Below are 17,142 nucleotides of genomic sequence, written 5' to 3'. Positions count from 1 at the left end.
GTGGGGACCACACAGTGATCCCCACAGAAGGCTTGAGTGGAGAAGAACCGATCGCGTCAGTCGCGGATCAGTTGACTTCCCACTCCCAGTAGTTCCAGAACATCGTCGGCGACACAGCGGTCGACTTCACGTTCTTCACGCTGTCACGGTAGATCGTCAGTTCGGGGAACTGGAAGATCGGCGCACCGAAGGCATCTTCGGTCAGCTGCTTCTCCATGTCGATGAGGAGATCCTGCTGCTCCTCTTCCTTGGACACGAGAAGCTTGTCGAGGATCTTGTTCATCTTCTCGCTCTTGTAGCCGCCGTAGTTGTTCTGCGCACCGTAGCGGAAGTTCGCATCGTTCTCGGACACGCCGGTGCCCTCGGACTGCCAACCGAACAGCGAAACATCGTAGGTGCCGTCACCGAGGCGGGTGCCCCAGTTGACATCTCCGACGTCCTTGATCTTGAAGCCGGCTTTCTCAGCCGATTCCTTGATCAGCTGGAATTCCTGCTGACGACGCGAGTTCGTGTTGTCGTACATGACACGCACGGTCGGGGAGTCCACTCCGGCTTCCTTGAGCAGCTTCTTCGCGGCCTCGACGTCACCATCTGCGGCATCGGCGACGCCGTTGACCTTGGTGATCGCGTCGTACATCGGCGAGCCCGGCACCTGCGAGTACGAATCACGGGTGACGGCTTTGTCGTTGAGGGGCTTGATGATCTTCTCGACGATGTCCTCACGCGGCAGAGCCTTGAGGAACGCCTGACGGACCTTCTTCGCCTTCTCCTCGTCGCCGCCGTTGGCAGCAGGATCGAAGGGACCCTTGTTGTCGAAGGTGAAGTCGACGTGCTCATACGTCGCACCATCGGCGGCATCGACATTGACTCCGTCGATCTTCTCGGCGGCGGAGAGGACGTCAGCGGTCGCCTGCGGCTGAGTCATATCGACCTCACCGTTCTCGATCGCCTGGATCATCGCCATCGGGTCGCCGTTGTAGCGGACCGTGACTGTCTTGACCTTCGGCTTCACCGGACCGGTGTACTTGTCGTCGAGCTCGAGGGTGACATACTGTCCCTCCTCGAACTTCGTCATCTTGTACGGACCGTTGTGGACCAGCAGGTCCTCGTCCTTCGGCATCGAAGTGAAGTCGAACCCGGTGTTCCAGGTGTTCGAGATCTTCGACAGCTTCTCGGTGTCCTTGTCCTTGATGGCCTTGAGGATGGCCTCCTTGCCCTTCTCGGCATCGTCGATCCCGAGAGCCTTCTTCGCCACGATATGAGCGGGCACACCGACGCCGTCGGCACCAGTGCCGAATTCGGTCTGCCAGTCGGCGAAGGGCTTGGAGTATTCGAGGGTGATCTCCTTGCCGTCGTCGGAGATCTCGGGGAACTTCTTGATCAGAGCCGAACCGGCGGTCGAGGAATCGAAGTAGACGGTCTTCGCGTCGTTCTTCTTCACCGTTCCGTCGTCGTTGTTGTTGGCTTCGACGGTGTTGAAGTTCGCCGAGGTGCCGGCCCAGGTCAGCGCCAGGTCGGCGGCGTCGACGGGGGTGCCGTCGGACCACTTGGCATCATCATTGAATGTGTACTTGACCTTGAGCGGGTCTTCGGAAACCTGTTCGACCTTGCCGAGGGCTCCGTCCTGAACTTCGAGGTCACCATCGTAGTACCCGAAGTTGTCATTCATCATGTAGGTGAGAATGGCGTTCGAGGTTGCATTGCCGTTGGCGGTCAACGTATTCATCGACCGGAACGATTCGTTCCAACCGATATTGATGGCGGTGTCCTTCGATGCTTCGTCGTCTTCGCCTCCGCCAGGGGGTGTGCAGGCGGTGAGCACCATTGCAGCGGCAGCCACAGAGGCACCAGCCGCGAGGAAGCGCTTGTTCACGTTCTCTCCTTGTTGTTCTAGGGCGAGTCACCCTCGTTCTTGCACCCCAAAGCCGGAGTGCATTCCGGTCACGTGAAGCATTTCGGCAGAGACCGAAGCGCATGTGACCGCGTTCATGTTTTTCACATGGATTGCAACAAAGTTAATTCACCGGCGACTGTGACGGAGTCCACATAATGAGCAAATTTCGGAATCGTTACCGTTTCGAAACCAAGGGAACAGACAACTTTTGTTCAGTCTCAATGGATAGGATGATCAGGTGGCTGACAGTGAGATAGATCGCAATGAGACCGAGCCGACCGTCGTGCGGACGACGAGTTCGACGGCCCTGTTCTTCATCGTCGGCGGGCTCTGCGCCTTGGGCGTGCTCTCAATCCTCTTCGGCGATTTCACGCTGCGCGGTCTGGCCGCCGCAGGCATCCCTCTGGCCGTCGGCACCTTGGTCTTCGTCTTCTACCGGTTCCCCCGCGTCGAGCTGCACAGACAGCAGCTCATCTTGGTCAATCCGCTGCAGACCGTGACGATCCCGTGGAACCTCGTCGACGGCTTCGAGACCCACTTCGGTCTGAGCGTGCGCACCCATGAGAAGAAGTTCGCCTCATGGCCGCTGGCCGGCAAGGGCAAGAAGTGGGAGAAGGACGAGCACGATATGCGCCGGCTCGTCGAGAATCCGAGCCCGGCCGTCGACACAGTGCTCGAGCGCTATTCGTCGCTCAGCGACGCAGAACTCGCCAACCCCGGTGGGCAGCGTGTCATCGAGACGAGATGGAACATCGGCATCATCGCCGTGGGTCTCCTCGCCATCGTCTGGGCGCTCTTCGGCTTCGCGGCACTGCCGAGCTGAGGTCACCAGCCGCGTTCGCGCCACTCCCCCAGTTTCGGACGTTCCTCGCCCAGGGTGGTCGAGTCCCCGTGTCCGGGCAGGACGAGAGTCTCGTCCGGAAGTTCGCCGAATACCCGCTCCTCGAGGTCGTCCATGAGTGAGGTGAAGTCCTCCGCCGACCAGGTCTTGCCCGGCCCGCCCGGAAACAGCGAGTCACCGGAGAACAGGATCGTCTGACCGCCGTCGCGCAGAAGCAGTGCGATCGAGCCGGGAGTGTGCCCGCGCAGTGCGATGGCTTGGAGGACGAATCCGCCGAAGTCCCCGACATCGAGGTGATCGACAGAGTGCGCGATCTCCACGCCTTCCGCCTCGGTGATGGCGGCCGCGTCCGCGGCACCGGCGATCGTCATCGCCTCGGGATAGTTCGCCGAGGTGGCCGGCAGTGCCCGAATATGATCCCAGTGCTGGTGTGTGGTGATGATCGCTCGCAGCATGGGTTCCGCGTCGGTGTCCTGGGCTCCCGAGTCGATGAGCTCGGTGATCGCCTCGGCGTCGTCGGCGGCGTCGATGAGCACCTGGGAGCCGGTCTCTTTGGCGGTGAGCAGATAGACGTTGTTCGCCATCTCGGAGACCGCGATAGAGCGGATGATGACGTGCTCGGTTTCGATCGTGTGCATTTCCAAACTCCTCAATCTGTGCTGATGCTTCCGAGGTTCAGGGACAGGTCACCAGGCTCCGCGGGTGTACTGCGGAGGGTAGGGTCCGGGTTCGGCTCCGAGGACATGGGCGGCCCGCTGCGGCCAGGAAGGTTCGCGCAGGGCTGCTCGGGCCATGAAGATCGCATCGGCCTGTCCCGTGCTGAGGATGGTCTCGGCCTGCTTCGGATCGGTGATGAGTCCGACGGCTCCGGTCGGCACGCCCTCGGCGCGGATCGCCGCGGCCAGCGACACCTGGTAACCGGGACCGATGGGGATCCGCACCGGATAGTTGCCGCCCGAGGAGACGTCGATGAGGTCGACTCCAGCCTCCGACAGCGCACGGCTGACATCGGCGGCTTCGGCGATGTCGAATCCGCCGTCGGTCCATTCGCTGGCCGAGATGCGTACGAACACCGGCACGTCCTCACCGACCTCGGCGCGGACGGCCGCATAGACCTCGTGGAGCAGTCGGGACCGACCGGCGAGATCGCCGCCGTATTCGTCGCTGCGCTGGTTCGACAGCGGGGACAGGAAGGAATGGAGCAGATAGCCGTGGGCTGCGTGGAGCTCGACGAGGTCGAACCCGGCATCGATCGAACGTCGGGCAGCGGCCGCGAAGGCGGCGACCACCTCGGCGATGTCGTCCTTCGTCATCTCCACGGGCTCGGCCAGCTGCGGATAGGCGATGGAGCTGGCGCCGAACGTCGGCCATCCGCCCTCGGACTCGGGGACGCTGCCCTTCGGTTCACCGGTGAAAGGACGATAGGTGCTGGCCTTGCGGCCGGCATGGGCGAGCTGAATGCCGATGATGCTGCCCTGGGAGTGGACGAAGTCGACGACGGCCGACCATGACTCTGCCTGGTCGTCGTTCCAGATTCCGGCGTCCTGTGGTGAGATTCGACCTTCGGGGACGACTGCGGAGGCTTCGGTGAGGATGAGCCCGAATCCGCCCTGCGCCCGGGCACCGAGGTGGACGAGATGCCAGGGGCCGGGCATTCCGTCTTCGGCTTCGCAGGAATACTGGCACATCGGTGCCAGCCAGATGCGATTGGGGATCTCGGTTCCGCGCAGTGTCAGCGGTTCGAACAGCTCAGTCATGACATCAGTCTGCCAGTTCCGCTCGGACTCAGACACCGGTCCCGAATACCGGAACGGCGAAGATGCCGCGGTCCGCTCCTCTCTAGAGCTGGCCGCAGAACTCCTGGATGTGATCGACGACGATCTCAGGGTGTTCGACCATCGGCAGGTGAGCGGAGTCCGGGATCGTGGCGAAGTGCGAACCTTCGATCTGTTCGGCCATCTCCGACATCGCTTCGGGAGTGCAGCCGGAATCCTGGGCGCCGGCGATGACGAGCGTCGGGGTGGCGATCGAGCCGAGCTTCCCACTCAGATCGTAGGTCTTCAGCGCCGAGGCGGCCGCGATGTACGCCTCGTCATCGACCAGGGCGAGGTCGGACAGGATGAGGTGGCCGGTGGCGATGTCCTCGCCGAGGAACCCGGCGGCGAACCACCGATCGGCGGTGTCATCGACAAGTCCCTTGGTGCCGTCGGCGCGGACTTCGCCGATGCGTTCGTCCCAGGATTCCGGAGTGCCGAACTTCTCGGCCGTCGCACAGGCGACGAGTCCGGCCAGCGAATCGGGGTGGTTGAGCGCCAGGGTCAGACCGACGCCGCCGGAGATCGAGACTCCGCAGTAGATGAAGGACTCCACCCCGAGCTCGGCGAGGGACTCGACGACACCGGAAGCCAGCGCTTCGACTGTCAGCGGGGCGGACGCCTCGGCGAGGGAATCGCCGGCGGGAAGGGTATGTCCGGGAAGGTCGGTGAGATAGATCTGGAAATCGTCGGCCAGACGCGCGGCCACGGAGGTCCACAAAGGCATCCGAGTGCCCAAAGCGTTGCCGAAGACGAGGACGGGAGAACCGGGATTGTCGTTGAAGGCACGAACGGCGATGCGCATGGAGGCTCCTTGAGAACTGAAAGTGCGAACGGATTTCGACTGGATACGACGGTCGTCGATGAGCTGGATTCGACGGGGAAGCTGTGTCGGGATCGGTCAGGAGTCTGTCGTTGACAGCCTACCGCCGGAGTACTCGAGATAACAGCTCGGGCACAGTGACTCATAGGTCACGGAATTGCCGTCGATGGCGACCTGATCGCCGTCGAAGATGAACTGTCCGTCGACGAGGCGGCCGTTGAACATCGCCTTGCGGCCGCAGCGGCAGATCGTCTTGAGTTCCTCGAGGGTGTGGGCGATCTCGAGCAGTCGCGCTGAACCGGGGAATGCCTTCGTCTGGAAGTCTGTGCGGATTCCGTAGCACATCACCGGCACCGAGGCGGTGGTGGCGATCCGCATGAGCGAATCCACTTGGACGGGGCTGAGGAACTGCGCTTCGTCGATGAGCAGGCACGCGACCGGGATCTTCGGGGCGTCGATGGATTCGATGAGGGCATCGTGGTCGACGTAGTCGGCATGTTCGGCATAGATCCGCTCCACGTCACCGTCGGCGGGGATGACGAAGTCGACCTCACGGGTGACGCCCAATCGGGACACGATCTGCGATGCGCCTTTGGTGTCGATCAGCGGCTTGGCCAGCAGAACGCGCTGGCCGCGTTCCTCGTAGTTGAAGGCCGCTTGCAGAAGAGCGGTCGACTTGCCGGAATTCATCGCCCCGTACCGGAAGTAGAGTTTGGCCACTGTCGTCCTCTTTCTGTTGTCCGTGCCGACACAGAAGACTACCGGGTGCCACCTGGGGATGTGAGCACCATCATCGGCCGGGGCCGCCTACCGAAATGGCCCAGAAGGTAGGATGGAGGGCGATAAACCCCAAGAAGATGCGGAGTGGTCCTTAACTATGGCTAAAATCATTTACACGCGCACGGATGAAGCGCCGCTTCTGGCGACGTATTCGCTCAAGCCGATCATCGAAGCCTTCGCCACGTCGGCCGGTGTCGAGGTTGAGACCAGGGACATCTCTCTCGCCGCACGCGTGCTGGCCCAGTTCAACGACCGTCTGCCTGAGGAACAGCAGGTCGGCGACGCACTCGCGGAGCTGGGCGATCTCGCCAAGACCCCCGATGCCAACATCATCAAGCTGCCCAACATCTCGGCGTCCGTCCCGCAGCTGAAGGCGACGATCTCCGAACTGCAGTCCCAGGGCTACGACCTGCCCGCCTACCCGGAAGAGCCTTCGACCGATGAGGAGAAGGACGTTCGGGCACGCTACGACAAGGTCAAGGGTTCGGCCGTCAACCCGGTGCTGCGGGAGGGCAACTCCGACCGTCGCGCTCCGCAGGCAGTGAAGAACTTCGCCAAGGCCCACCCGCATTCGATGGGCGAATGGTCCAAGGACTCGAAGACCCGCGTCGCCACCATGGGCTCGGACGACTTCCGCGACAACGAGAAGTCCGTGATCATCGAGGCCGATGACACCCTGTCGATCCGCCTGCGCACCGCTGCGGGAGAGACGAAGGTCCTCAAGGAGTCCCTGCCCGTTCTGGCCGGCGAGATCGTCGATTCGACGAAGATGAACGCCGCCGCCCTCGACGAATTCGTCAAGGACCAGATCGCCGCGGCCAAGGCCGACGGCGTCCTCTTCTCCGTCCACCTCAAGGCCACGATGATGAAGGTCTCCGACCCCATCCTCTTCGGCAAGGTCATCGAAGCCTTCTTCCCCGACGTCTTCGCCGAGTACGGTGACGTCCTCGCCGAGGCGGGACTGACCTCCGACAACGGACTGGCCGCCATCCTCGCCGGGCTCGACACCCTGCCTGCCGAGGCGGCTGCCGGAGTCAAAGCCGGAATCGAGAAGGGTCTGGCCGACGGGCCCGACCTGGCCATGGTCAACTCGCACAAGGGCATCACGAACCTCCACGTGCCCTCCGACGTCATCGTCGATGCCTCTATGCCGGCGATGATCCGCGTCGGCGGCAAGATGTGGAACAAGGATGACCAGACCCAGGACACCCTGGCCGTCATCCCCGACTCCTCCTACGCCGGCGTCTACCAGACCGTCATCGAGGACTGCCAGGCCAAGGGCGCCTTCGACCCGCGGACCATGGGCACCGTGCCCAACGTCGGTCTCATGGCGCAGAAGGCCGAAGAGTACGGCAGCCACGACAAGACCTTCGAGATCCCGGAGGCCGGAACCGTCGAGGTCGTCAACTCCACCGGCGATGTGCTGATGAGCCACGAGGTCGCTGCCGGTGACATCTGGCGTGCCTGCCAGACGAAGGACATCCCAGTGCGCGACTGGGTCAAGCTCGCCGTCACCCGTGCCCGCCTGTCCGAGACTCCGGCCGTGTTCTGGCTCGACGAGACCCGCGCCCACGACCGCAACATCACGTCGAAGGTCGAGGAATACCTCAAGGACCACGACACCGAGGGCCTGGACATCCGCATCATGAACCCGGTGGAGGCCACTCAGTTCTCCATCGACCGCATCCGTGAGGGCAAGGACACCATCTCGGTGACCGGCAACGTGCTCCGCGACTACAACACCGACCTGTTCCCGATCCTGGAGCTCGGCACCTCGGCGAAGATGCTCTCCGTCGTTCCGCTCATCGCGGGCGGCGGGCTGTTCGAGACCGGTGCCGGCGGCTCGGCTCCGAAGCACGTTCAGCAGCTCGTCGAGGAGAACCACCTGCGCTGGGACTCCCTCGGTGAGTTCCTCGCCCTGGCAGAGTCCTTCCGCCACGAGTTCAACGTCCACGGAAACGAGCGGGCCGGAGTGCTGGCCGACACCCTCGACGCCGCGACCGGCAAGTTCCTCGAAGAGAACAAGTCGCCGTCGCGCAAGGTCGGCGAGATCGACAACCGCGGCAGCCACTTCTACCTCACCCTGTACTGGGCGCAGCAGCTGGCCGAGCAGACCGCGGACGAAGCTCTGGCCGAGGCCATCGCCCCCGTGGCGAAGGCACTGGCTGAGAAGGAGGACGCCATCGTGGCCGAGCTCCTCGAGGTTCAGGGCGGCCCGGTCGACCTGGGTGGGTACTACTACCCGAACGATGCGAAGACCGAAGCCGCCATGCGGCCTTCGGCCACGCTCAATGAGATCATCTCCTCGCTGAGCAAGACCGTCTGATCAACTGATCGACACCCCTTAGGAAAGAGTCCCGGCAGCGGTTGCCGGGACTCTTTCTGCAAACCTGCCTTATGCGCCCCATCAGCAGTTATGATGGGGCGCATGAGTACTCAAGACCCGCGTGGCGATTCGCAGACGCCCGAAGAGCTCCTGGCCGAAACCGATTCAGTCCTCGGCAGCGATACTCCCGCGACGGGCGAGACCGCTGCGGTGGACAAGACCCGAGAGATGTCCCCGCAGGAGAGGCATGAGCAGACCCAGCCTCCGACGGGACACACCGGTGAACTGCCGTCGACGAAGGCCGGATCCGGAATGTCCGCGGGAATGTGGGTCTCCCTCATCCTCGGCGCCCTCATCGTCGTCCTGCTGCTCATCTTCATTCTGCAGAACAATGTCCCGGCCGAGTTCAAGTACTTCGGCTGGCAGTTCGAACTGCCCCTGGGCGTGGCGATGCTCTTCGCTGCGATCGGCGGCATCCTCATCGCCGGAATCATCGGTTCGGTGCGGATCTTCGTGCTCAACCGCAAGCTGAAGAAGATCAACAAGGCCCTGGGCCGCTGATCGATGGCGCACCACCCCAGCTTCACCGAACTGCCCACCGAGTTGCCCGTCACTCTCATCCTCGCCGATACCTCGGCCGAAGCGGCCTGGGCGCGGGATGACGATTCCGTGCTCACCGAGCAGGAACGCAACTATGCGAAGGAATTCGACGCCGAGGCGGCCGCCACCTGGTCTGCCGGCCGGGTCGTCCTCCGCCATGTGCTCGGAGCGCATCTGAGTCAGGACCCCGCCGCGATCGAGATCCGCCTCGACTCGGCGGGCAAACCACGTCACGACGAGTGCGAGTTCTCGGTCTCGAGGTCTCGTCGCCTCGTCCTCGTCGCCGTCGCCGACGACCCGGTCGGACTCGACATCGAAGCGATCCCCGAGCGAGATGTCGCACTGGAGGCGATGCAGCTGCTCCATGAGAGAGAACGGGCAGAACTCGAAGCGCTTCCCGATGACGACTTCGCTGCCGGCTTCGTCCGTGTGTGGGCGCGCACCGAAGCTTTTCTCAAGGCGCTGAGCACGGGCCTGGCTCGCGATCCGGGTCTCGACTACATCGGCGCCGGACCGGAACCGAACTCACCGCATCCCGATGTCGACATCCACGATCTCGAGGCCGGTATTCCCGACGGCCATATCGCGGCCATCGCCTTCAACCGCTGAGCGCACGCCTTGCCGACGTCAGCTGCGCGCCGATCAAGGCCTACAGCAGATACGTGCCGGTAGACGGGCGCACAAGTGCGCCAACGCTTGATCGACGGAGAGCGGCGCGCGGGAACGCTTGATCGACGGAAAGCACCGTGCGGGAACGCTTCATCGGCGTAGGGCGGCGTGCGACAGCGGTCAGGGGTTCTGCGGCTCGTCTTCGCTGAACGACGGGCCGTTCTCGCCGGTCGTGAAGACCACGGCGATGCCCAACGAGCCCACTCCGACCAATCCGAAGAGGACCCAGGCGCCGGCAGGGTTGCTCGCAGCGGCGAGGATGAGGCCGACGACGACCGCGACGATGAGAAGCGCGTCGAAGACCATCGGGAACTTCAGGTAGCGTTTCTCCCCCTTGGTCACGGCATAGGAGATCTGGGTGGCAGCGCTGAGGAAGAGCAGCACCAGCGCGGTGACGACCAACCAGCGTGGGGCGAGGAAGAAGTCCTCGAGCCCGCCGATGAAGATGAAGCCGAGCACGGCCAGCAGCAGCTTGATGATGCCGTCGACTGCAAATCCGGAATTCCTCATGACTGAATCCTACTCAACAGGGACTTCACCGCCCCCAAGGCCTCCCGCAGCGCAGGGGCCTCGACGTTCGAATGGGCGATGACCAGACCGTGTCGAATCTCGTCGCCACCGGTCCAGCCGCGAGCCAACGAGGCGACGAGGATGCCGCGCTCGGCTAGCTCCCTCAGGAGGCTTTCGGCCTGGGCCTGAGACGTTTCGATGACGAGGGTGCGTCCCTCGTGGACGAGACCGGGGATCGGGCCGATCTCGGATACGACATCCTCGGCGGCCCGGAGTCGCCGCCGTCCCCGGGAGATGCGGCGACGCAGCCCACCGGAGCCGAGGTAGGAGGCGATGGCCATCTGCAGAATCGGCGAGTAGGCCGGCCCGAGTGCCGCGCGCAGGCTCATGAGCTCCTCCGAGATCGGTCCGCGAGCGATGACGTATCCGGTCGATACGGCCGAGGTCAGCAGGGCAGAGAAGGTGCCGATGTGGACGACCTGCGCGCTGCTGCCGGTCGATGATGCGAGGTCGAAGAGGGTCGGCAGCACTGTGCGGGTGAAGCGGGCCTCACTGTCGTAGTCGTCCTCGACGATGAGGACGTTTCCTCGAGCTGCCCAGTCCAGCAGGCGGGCACGCTGGTCGACCGGCATCGGTGTTCCGTGCGGGAACTGGTGATTCGGTGTCACGACGGCCGCAGCCACATCGGCCCGTGCCGGCGAGGAGCCGACCAAGTCCAGAGGCACAAGCTGCTGGTCGGTCATCGCCTGGCGCAGACCCGGGAAACCGGGATTCTCCACGGCGATGGATCCGGAGACGCCGAGGCTCAGCAGCAGGCGCAGACCATCGCGAGACCCGCTGGTGAGGATGATCTCGTCGGGGTCGACGGCCATCCCACGAGTCAGCCGCAGATAGTCGGCGATCGCCCACCGGGCACGGGGCTGGCCCAAGGGGTCGATCGGGCCCGGGTCGAGGTCGAGTGATTCCCTCCAGGCCCGACGAAAGGCCGGTTCGCGCAGAGGATCGTCACCGCCGAACCCCGGGCGCAGGTCGACATAGTTGCGCAGGCGCCGCCTCGGCGAGTCCGGAACTCGGCGCTTGGGACGCACCGTCGTCGAGGCGGCGGGCAGGTCGGGATTGATCCGCGTGGCCGAACGCTCGGCGGCGATGAGGAATCCTTCCACGGCAAGCTGCGCATAGGCGGTCTCCACACTGCCGCGAGAGATTCCGAGATGCTTGGCCAACCGACGGCTCGAAGGCACAGCATCCCCCGGCCGCAGAGTCCCCTCCGAAATCAGACGACGCAGCTCCTGAGTGAGCTGATCCGGCAGCGGAGTCGACAGACCTTTGTCGACGTTCACCGGCAGAGCGATGCCCTCGGCCTGAGTGCCGTTCGGTGACTTCGTGACCATGAGTCGATCATAGAGCGATCACGTCTATCTGGCCTAAAATACTTGCATATTACTGGCTCTCTCAATGAGCCACTCATCGGTTTAGGCTGGTCGAGAACGGCCGTTCACCCCGAAGAACCACGATCCCTCCGACCTCCGGCAGCAGACAGAGATCCCTCTGTTCTGTTCCCCGTGGCGACCCGGATCGACTCCGCGACAGTGAATGGATCTACACCACAATGACCGAAACACAGACCCTGCTCAACACCGGACTGGCTCAGATGCTCAAGGGCGGCGTCATCATGGACGTCGTCAACGAAGAGCAGGCACGCATCGCCGAGGCGGCCGGCGCTTCCGCAGTCATGGCCCTCGAACGCGTCCCTGCCGACATCCGCGCACAGGGTGGAGTCGCCCGGATGAGCGACCCCGACCTCATCGACTCGATCATCAGCGCCGTGTCTATCCCGGTGATGGCCAAGGCCCGCATCGGCCATTTCGTCGAGGCCCAGATCCTCGAGACCCTCGGTGTCGACTACATCGACGAATCGGAGGTCCTCTCCCCCGCCGACTACGTCAACCACATCGACAAGTCCGTCTTCAAGGTGCCGTTCGTCTGTGGTGCGACCAACCTCGGTGAGGCTCTGCGCCGTATCCAAGAGGGCGCATCGATGATCCGCTCGAAAGGCGAGGCAGGAACCGGCGACGTCTCCGAGGCGATGCGCCACCTGCGGACCATCAACTCCGAGATCCGTGCACTGGGAGCGAAGAGCGAAGACGAGCTCTACGTCGCGGCCAAGGAGATCGCCGCCCCGTACCACCTGGTCAAGCAGGTCGCCAGCCTCGGCCGTCTGCCCGTCGTGACCTTCGTCGCCGGCGGCATCGCCACCCCGGCAGACGCAGCGATGATGATGCAGCTCGGTGCCGACGGCGTCTTCGTCGGCTCCGGCATCTTCAAGTCCGGCAACCCGGAGGCCCGTGCGAAAGCCATCGTCGAGGCGACCACGCACTTCGATGACCCGCAGGCCGTGGCCGAGGCATCCCGCGGACTCGGCGATGCGATGGTCGGCATCAACGTCGCCGACGTCCCCGCACCGCACCGCCTGGCCGAGCGCGGCTGGTGAGAGTCGGCGTCCTCGCCCTCCAGGGAGCCTTCCGTGAGCACCTGCTCATGCTCGGCTCCCTGGGGGTCGACACCCTCAAAGTCACCAGGTCCGAACACCTTACGGGCCTCGATGCGCTCGTTCTGCCCGGCGGTGAGTCCACTGCCATGGTGCGCATCGCCGCCGGCACGGATCTCTTCGCGACTCTGCGCGAACACATGGCCGGCGGTCTGCCGGTCTTCGGCACCTGTGCCGGACTCATTCTCTTGGCCGACCGGCTCAGCGACGATTCGCTGGGTGGGTATGACCGCCTCGGCGGGCTCGATATCATCGTTGCCCGCAACGCCTACGGTCGACAGCGCGAGTCCTTCACCGCCCCGCTGACCGTACGCGGACTGGACGAACCGGTCGAGGGCACATTCATTCGTGCCCCGCAGATCCTCGAGCTCGGGCCTGACACCGAGGTGCTCTCCCGTCACGACGACGTGCCCGTCCTCGTCCGGCAGGGCTCGGTCTGGGGTGCCAGCTTCCACCCGGAATTGGGCACCGACGGACGAATCCATGCAGAATTCCTCCACCACCTCGGTGCCGCTGTGTAAAGATTGACTCATGACTGAGCAGGCGTTGCAGACACTCAAAGACGGATACACCTTCGACGGCGAGACACTCGATCTTGGGGTCGCCCTGAACGGTGAAGAACCCTCGAAGGAGACCCCGATCTCCATCCCGTTGTCCATGCTCAATCGGCACGGCCTCGTCGCCGGTGCCACGGGAACCGGTAAGACCGTGACCCTGCAGGTGCTCGCCGAGCAGCTGTCACGGGCCGGAGTGCCGGTGTTCGCCTCTGACATCAAGGGCGATCTCTCGGGCATCGGCGCTGCCGGCGTCGAATCCGACAAGCTGCGCAAGCGCCTCGATGCCGCCGGTCAGGACTGGCAGTCGCGGTCCAATCCGACCGAGTTCTACACTCTCGGTGATTCGGGGCTCGGCACTCCCCTGCGAGCGACGGTGACCTCGTTCGGGCCGATTCTGCTGGCAAAGGTGCTCGAACTCAACGACACTCAGGAATCCGTCCTCTCTCTGGTCTTCCACTATGCCGATCAGGCAGGGTTGGCGCTGCTCGACCTCTCCGACCTCAAGGCCGTCCTCACCTTCCTCACTTCTGACGAGGGAAAGGCCGATCTCGAAGGCATCGGCGGGGCGTCGAAGGCCACCGTCGGCGTCATCCTGCGCAAGATCTCCGAACTCGCTGCCCAAGGCGGCGACGTGTTCTTCGGCGAACCGGAATTCGACACCGCTGATCTGCTGCGCACCGACGACAACGGTGCCGGAATCGTCTCTGTGCTCGAACTGCAGAAACTCAGTCAGTCGCCGGCCCTGTTCTCCACGTTCCTCATGTGGCTGCTGGCCGACCTGTTCCAGGACCTGCCGGAGGTCGGCGACCCGGACAAGCCCTCGCTTGTGTTCTTCTTCGACGAAGCCCACCTGCTCTTCGCCGGCGCGTCGAAGGCCTTCCTCCAGTCGGTGACGCAGACCGTGCGACTGATCCGCTCGAAGGGCGTCGGCATCTTCTTCGTCACTCAGACGCCGAAGGATGTTCCCGAAGATGTGCTCGCACAGTTGGGTTCGCGCATTCAGCACCAGCTGCGGGCACATACACCCAACGACGCGAAGGCTCTCAAAGCGACCGTGCAGACCTTCCCGAAGTCCGACTACGACCTCGAAGAGCTGCTCACCTCGCTCGGCATCGGCGAAGCCGTGGTCACCGTCATGGACCCCGATGGTGCTCCGACCCCGGTGGCACCGACGCGAATGCGAGCCCCGGAGTCGAAGATGGGGCCGATGAGCGAGGACGAGATCAAAGCGGCTGTGGCGGAGTCGCCCCAGCATGAGAAGTACGGGACCGCGATCGACAACGAATCTGCCCGCGAGATCCTCACCAAGCGCCTCGAAGGCGGGTCAGAAGCTCACGCCGAGGAACGGAAGTCAGCTCCTGCCGATGCGCCCGCCGAGAGTCAGGGTCGCGACGCATCGGCGGACAAGATCGATTTCCCGGAGGAGTCCGGCGGCTCCGGGAAGAAGTCGGCGAAGAAGGACGACGAGAACCTGTTTTCCCAGGTCGTGAAGTCCTCGGCGTTCAAGCAGTTCACAAGGACCGCGGCACGCGAGATCGCACGCGGAATCTTCGGTACCTCACGACGCCGGCGCTGATACCCGCAGTGTCTTCTCACCGGCGTTCACCCGCAGCTCCAGGCAGTCGCCGATGAGGTCGCCGTCGAGTTGTGCCGGTACCGGTGACTCGACGGTGACCGTCACCTCGGTCGTACGGCGATAGTTCATGAGCGGGTGGGCCTCCGGTCTGCCCTGCAGGCATGCCGCGGCGATTCCTGCCCAGGCTCGGCACCGCGCCATGGGTGAGTGCGGAAACGGGCCGACGGTGAGCACGGAGAAGGCCGGAGCATCGATGTGCGCTTCGGGGAACACGGCTATGGGACCGGCAGGACGGGCCACCTTCGACGCCATCACCGACCACACCGGCGCCGAGGCGGTTCGCTCCCACATACTTGCGGTGTCCCACGTGCTCGCGATGAAATCTGCGGCGAAGAGGGCCTGCGCGGCTCCCCAGGCGTAGCCGAGCAGCCCGAGCGAGACATGGTGGTGGGCGACGGCCCGGGCGTCTCCCCCGATTCCTGCGAGACTGATGAACTCGGTGCGATGTCGAGCGCCGTCGGCCGTCTGGTACTCCGCAGTATTGATCGGAACGTTCCGGAGGTTCGGCGGATAGCCGTCACGGATGATCGAGGCGATCGTGCGCTTGCAATGGTCAATGGCGTGCCGGGAGGATCGGAGGCCGATATGGCGGCTGAGCACGTTCGCGGTCCCGGTCGGGACGAGGAACGTCAGGATGTCCGCCTCGGCGAGTACCGGCGCTGTCGCTCGGATGGTGCCGTCGCCACCGAGGATGATGACGATGTCAGCGCCCCATTTGACGAGCTGTTCGGCTTGCCGACGACCGGAACGGTCGACGCTGGTGGTCATGCTTCGGTAGTGCGCGCCGGTATTGCGCAGTTCCGGCACGAGCTCGGCATACGCCCGCAGGGTCGCCGGGTGTTTGGGATTGAGGATGATCCCGACGGCAGTTCGGCCCGCAGGCGATGCCGGTCGGTCGCCTTCACCCACACGGCTGGCCCACTGTGTGCGTGTCATGTGGCGATCGTCCACCGTCGGTCGTCTCTGCGTGCTCAGACGAAGGCCGGGTGGGTTGCACTCACCGATTCGACGGCCTCGAGGTCAACCTTCTCCCCTGGGAAGGTGTCGACGCGGACCCGCGGACCGGTCTTGAGGGGTGATCGTTTCCAGGTCGCGCGTGCGCGGGTGCCGGTCACCACCGTGTTCTTGAACATTCCGTTGCCTCCGGGCACAACGAGTCTCTCATTCGCAGGGTCGAGTGTGGCGCTGCGGTCCTTGTACCCGAGGATGATCTCGTCGAATCCCGGCAGCAGCATGGTCTCCTGCGCCGCCGTCTCCCATTCGGCCAGTCGGTCCTCCAGATCCGGTGCGTGAGCGTAGTCGGTGCCGTCGATGTCGGTGCTCACGATCTCTCCGGCATCGATTCCGGCGCGGATGGCCTTTCTCATTCTCGTCTTCGGCAGTCCCGTCCACCGTGTCGCGTCATCGACTGTGACCGGTCCGTGACTGGTGACGAAGCGTCTCATCCATTCGTGGTCGGCCGCCTCGGTGTCCAGCTCTGTAGGTGTGGGCACCCAATCGGCGGTGAGCACGTATTTCATGTCATCTTTGCCCTCGATCACGGGGGCTTGGACGATGATGTTCTGCAGCGCCAAGGAAGTGATGAGGTAACGGGCGTGGCCGTATTCGTCTCCGGCACCGATGGGAGCGAACGCTTCGAGCAGCTCTTCGCGCGTCAGCGGTCCCCGGTCCCGGATGGCCGCTGTGGCGAGTTCCGCTGCAGTATCGAGCATCGCGTCGGTGATGCCGAAATACTCGCGCCGCTTGGCCGTGGATTTCATGATCCGTGCCCCGGTGAGGCCGAGGATCCACCCGATGTCCTTGGCCGTGGTCAGATGGATGGTGCCGCGCTGGGTCCAGGAACGCACGATCTCTCCGGAATCGATGGCGGCACGGACCGCGGCCACACCGTCAGTGACATCCGGTCCTAGGCGCAGGGCGATGGAGATCAGTGCACCGCCGAGAGCTTGGGCTTGGACACAGCCGAGATGCTCGACGACTGCGCCGGCGGTTGAGAGGTCGGTTCCTGTCGGTGACTCGGGTGGAGGTCCGATGAGTCCCTGCGAGATCAGACGGGCTGCCGAGATCTGATGTGCGTCCATGGTCCAACGGTAGTGCACGCCGGTGACATGGCGGTTGTGAAAAGACGACAGAGCTGGGATCGT

At 64.0% G+C, this 17,142-nt stretch carries 16 protein-coding genes; 7 read left to right on the top strand and 9 right to left on the bottom strand.

The genetic code is table 11. From position 1 onward, the window contains the following. Nucleotides 1-67 precede the first annotated feature (67 nt). Nucleotides 68-1,873, bottom strand: a complete 1,806-nt coding sequence (locus tag ACVZTU_RS07810; RefSeq protein WP_482401685.1) for an ABC transporter family substrate-binding protein — start codon at nt 1,871-1,873, stop codon at nt 68-70. Between the two features lie 259 nt (nt 1,874-2,132). Here ACVZTU_RS07810 and ACVZTU_RS07805 point away from each other — a divergent pair, with 259 nt between their 5' ends. Beyond that, nucleotides 2,133-2,717, top strand: a complete 585-nt coding sequence (locus tag ACVZTU_RS07805) for a hypothetical protein (protein ID WP_229663900.1) — start codon at nt 2,133-2,135, stop codon at nt 2,715-2,717. A gap of 2 nt (nt 2,718-2,719) precedes the next feature. Here ACVZTU_RS07805 and ACVZTU_RS07800 read toward each other — a convergent pair whose 3' ends face one another. The 4 genes from ACVZTU_RS07800 to ACVZTU_RS07785 all read right to left on the bottom strand — a co-directional run bounded on the left by ACVZTU_RS07800 (nt 2,720) and on the right by ACVZTU_RS07785 (nt 6,092). Next, nucleotides 2,720-3,373: an MBL fold metallo-hydrolase gene (locus ACVZTU_RS07800; RefSeq protein ID WP_139466922.1), complete on the bottom strand. Its 654-nt coding sequence runs from the start codon at nt 3,371-3,373 to the stop codon at nt 2,720-2,722. Nucleotides 3,374-3,421: 48 nt separating this feature from the next. Next, nucleotides 3,422-4,492: an NADH:flavin oxidoreductase/NADH oxidase gene (locus ACVZTU_RS07795; protein WP_181270424.1), complete on the bottom strand. Its 1,071-nt coding sequence runs from the start codon at nt 4,490-4,492 to the stop codon at nt 3,422-3,424. A gap of 82 nt (nt 4,493-4,574) precedes the next feature. Then, the gene (locus ACVZTU_RS07790) at nt 4,575-5,354 is read right to left on the bottom strand and encodes an alpha/beta fold hydrolase (protein WP_482401684.1); all 780 of its coding nucleotides are present in this window, start codon (nt 5,352-5,354) and stop codon (nt 4,575-4,577) included. A 96-nt stretch (nt 5,355-5,450) separates the two neighbouring features. After that, complete coding sequence (locus tag ACVZTU_RS07785; protein WP_139907616.1) at nt 5,451-6,092, bottom strand: thymidine kinase; 642 nt, start codon at nt 6,090-6,092, stop codon at nt 5,451-5,453. Between the two features lie 157 nt (nt 6,093-6,249). On the opposite strand from ACVZTU_RS07785, the gene ACVZTU_RS07780 reads away from it, so the two are divergent. From ACVZTU_RS07780 to ACVZTU_RS07770, 3 genes are all read left to right on the top strand, one after another. Continuing rightward, nucleotides 6,250-8,478 carry an NADP-dependent isocitrate dehydrogenase gene (locus ACVZTU_RS07780; RefSeq protein ID WP_181270422.1) on the top strand — a complete coding sequence of 743 codons (2,229 nt, stop codon included), beginning with the start codon at nt 6,250-6,252 and terminating at the stop codon, nt 8,476-8,478. 102 nt (nt 8,479-8,580) lie between these two features. Then, the gene (locus ACVZTU_RS07775) at nt 8,581-9,039 is read left to right on the top strand and encodes a LapA family protein (protein ID WP_139466917.1); all 459 of its coding nucleotides are present in this window, start codon (nt 8,581-8,583) and stop codon (nt 9,037-9,039) included. Nucleotides 9,040-9,042: 3 nt separating this feature from the next. After that, complete coding sequence (locus ACVZTU_RS07770) at nt 9,043-9,687, top strand: 4'-phosphopantetheinyl transferase family protein (RefSeq protein ID WP_482401683.1); 645 nt, start codon at nt 9,043-9,045, stop codon at nt 9,685-9,687. Nucleotides 9,688-9,867: 180 nt separating this feature from the next. Here the strand turns inward: ACVZTU_RS07770 and ACVZTU_RS07765 are convergent, their stop codons facing one another. Continuing rightward, a complete protein-coding gene (locus ACVZTU_RS07765; protein ID WP_172169086.1) occupies nt 9,868-10,257 on the bottom strand; it encodes a hypothetical protein in 390 nt (129 codons plus the stop codon). Then, nucleotides 10,254-11,648: a MocR-like pyridoxine biosynthesis transcription factor PdxR gene (gene pdxR, locus ACVZTU_RS07760; protein ID WP_172169083.1), complete on the bottom strand. Its 1,395-nt coding sequence runs from the start codon at nt 11,646-11,648 to the stop codon at nt 10,254-10,256. Before pdxR ends, ACVZTU_RS07765 begins: the two co-directional genes overlap by 4 nt. A gap of 218 nt (nt 11,649-11,866) precedes the next feature. Here pdxR and pdxS point away from each other — a divergent pair, with 218 nt between their 5' ends. The 3 genes from pdxS to ACVZTU_RS07745 are packed head-to-tail and all read left to right on the top strand — an operon-like array spanning nt 11,867 to nt 14,938. Further along, entirely contained in the window at nt 11,867-12,748 is an 882-nt protein-coding gene (pdxS, locus tag ACVZTU_RS07755) for a pyridoxal 5'-phosphate synthase lyase subunit PdxS (protein WP_139466913.1), read from the top strand. Then, nucleotides 12,745-13,326 (top strand): pyridoxal 5'-phosphate synthase glutaminase subunit PdxT, encoded by a 582-nt coding sequence (pdxT, locus tag ACVZTU_RS07750; protein WP_434595010.1) that lies wholly within the window; start codon nt 12,745-12,747, stop codon nt 13,324-13,326. Before pdxS ends, pdxT begins: the two co-directional genes overlap by 4 nt. A 10-nt stretch (nt 13,327-13,336) precedes the next feature. Beyond that, nucleotides 13,337-14,938 carry a helicase HerA-like domain-containing protein gene (locus ACVZTU_RS07745; protein WP_139907601.1) on the top strand — a complete coding sequence of 534 codons (1,602 nt, stop codon included), beginning with the start codon at nt 13,337-13,339 and terminating at the stop codon, nt 14,936-14,938. Here the strand turns inward: ACVZTU_RS07745 and ACVZTU_RS07740 are convergent. Then, complete coding sequence (locus ACVZTU_RS07740) at nt 14,921-15,934, bottom strand: diacylglycerol/lipid kinase family protein (protein ID WP_446655692.1); 1,014 nt, start codon at nt 15,932-15,934, stop codon at nt 14,921-14,923. The genes ACVZTU_RS07745 and ACVZTU_RS07740 overlap by 18 nt on opposite strands. A gap of 35 nt (nt 15,935-15,969) precedes the next feature. After that, entirely contained in the window at nt 15,970-17,079 is a 1,110-nt protein-coding gene (locus ACVZTU_RS07735) for a winged helix DNA-binding domain-containing protein (RefSeq protein WP_172169074.1), read from the bottom strand. Nucleotides 17,080-17,142: the final 63 nt, after the last annotated feature.

This window comes from Brevibacterium sp. OS20, assembly GCF_056837565.1.
This window is presented reverse-complemented; position numbering and strand designations above follow the sequence as displayed.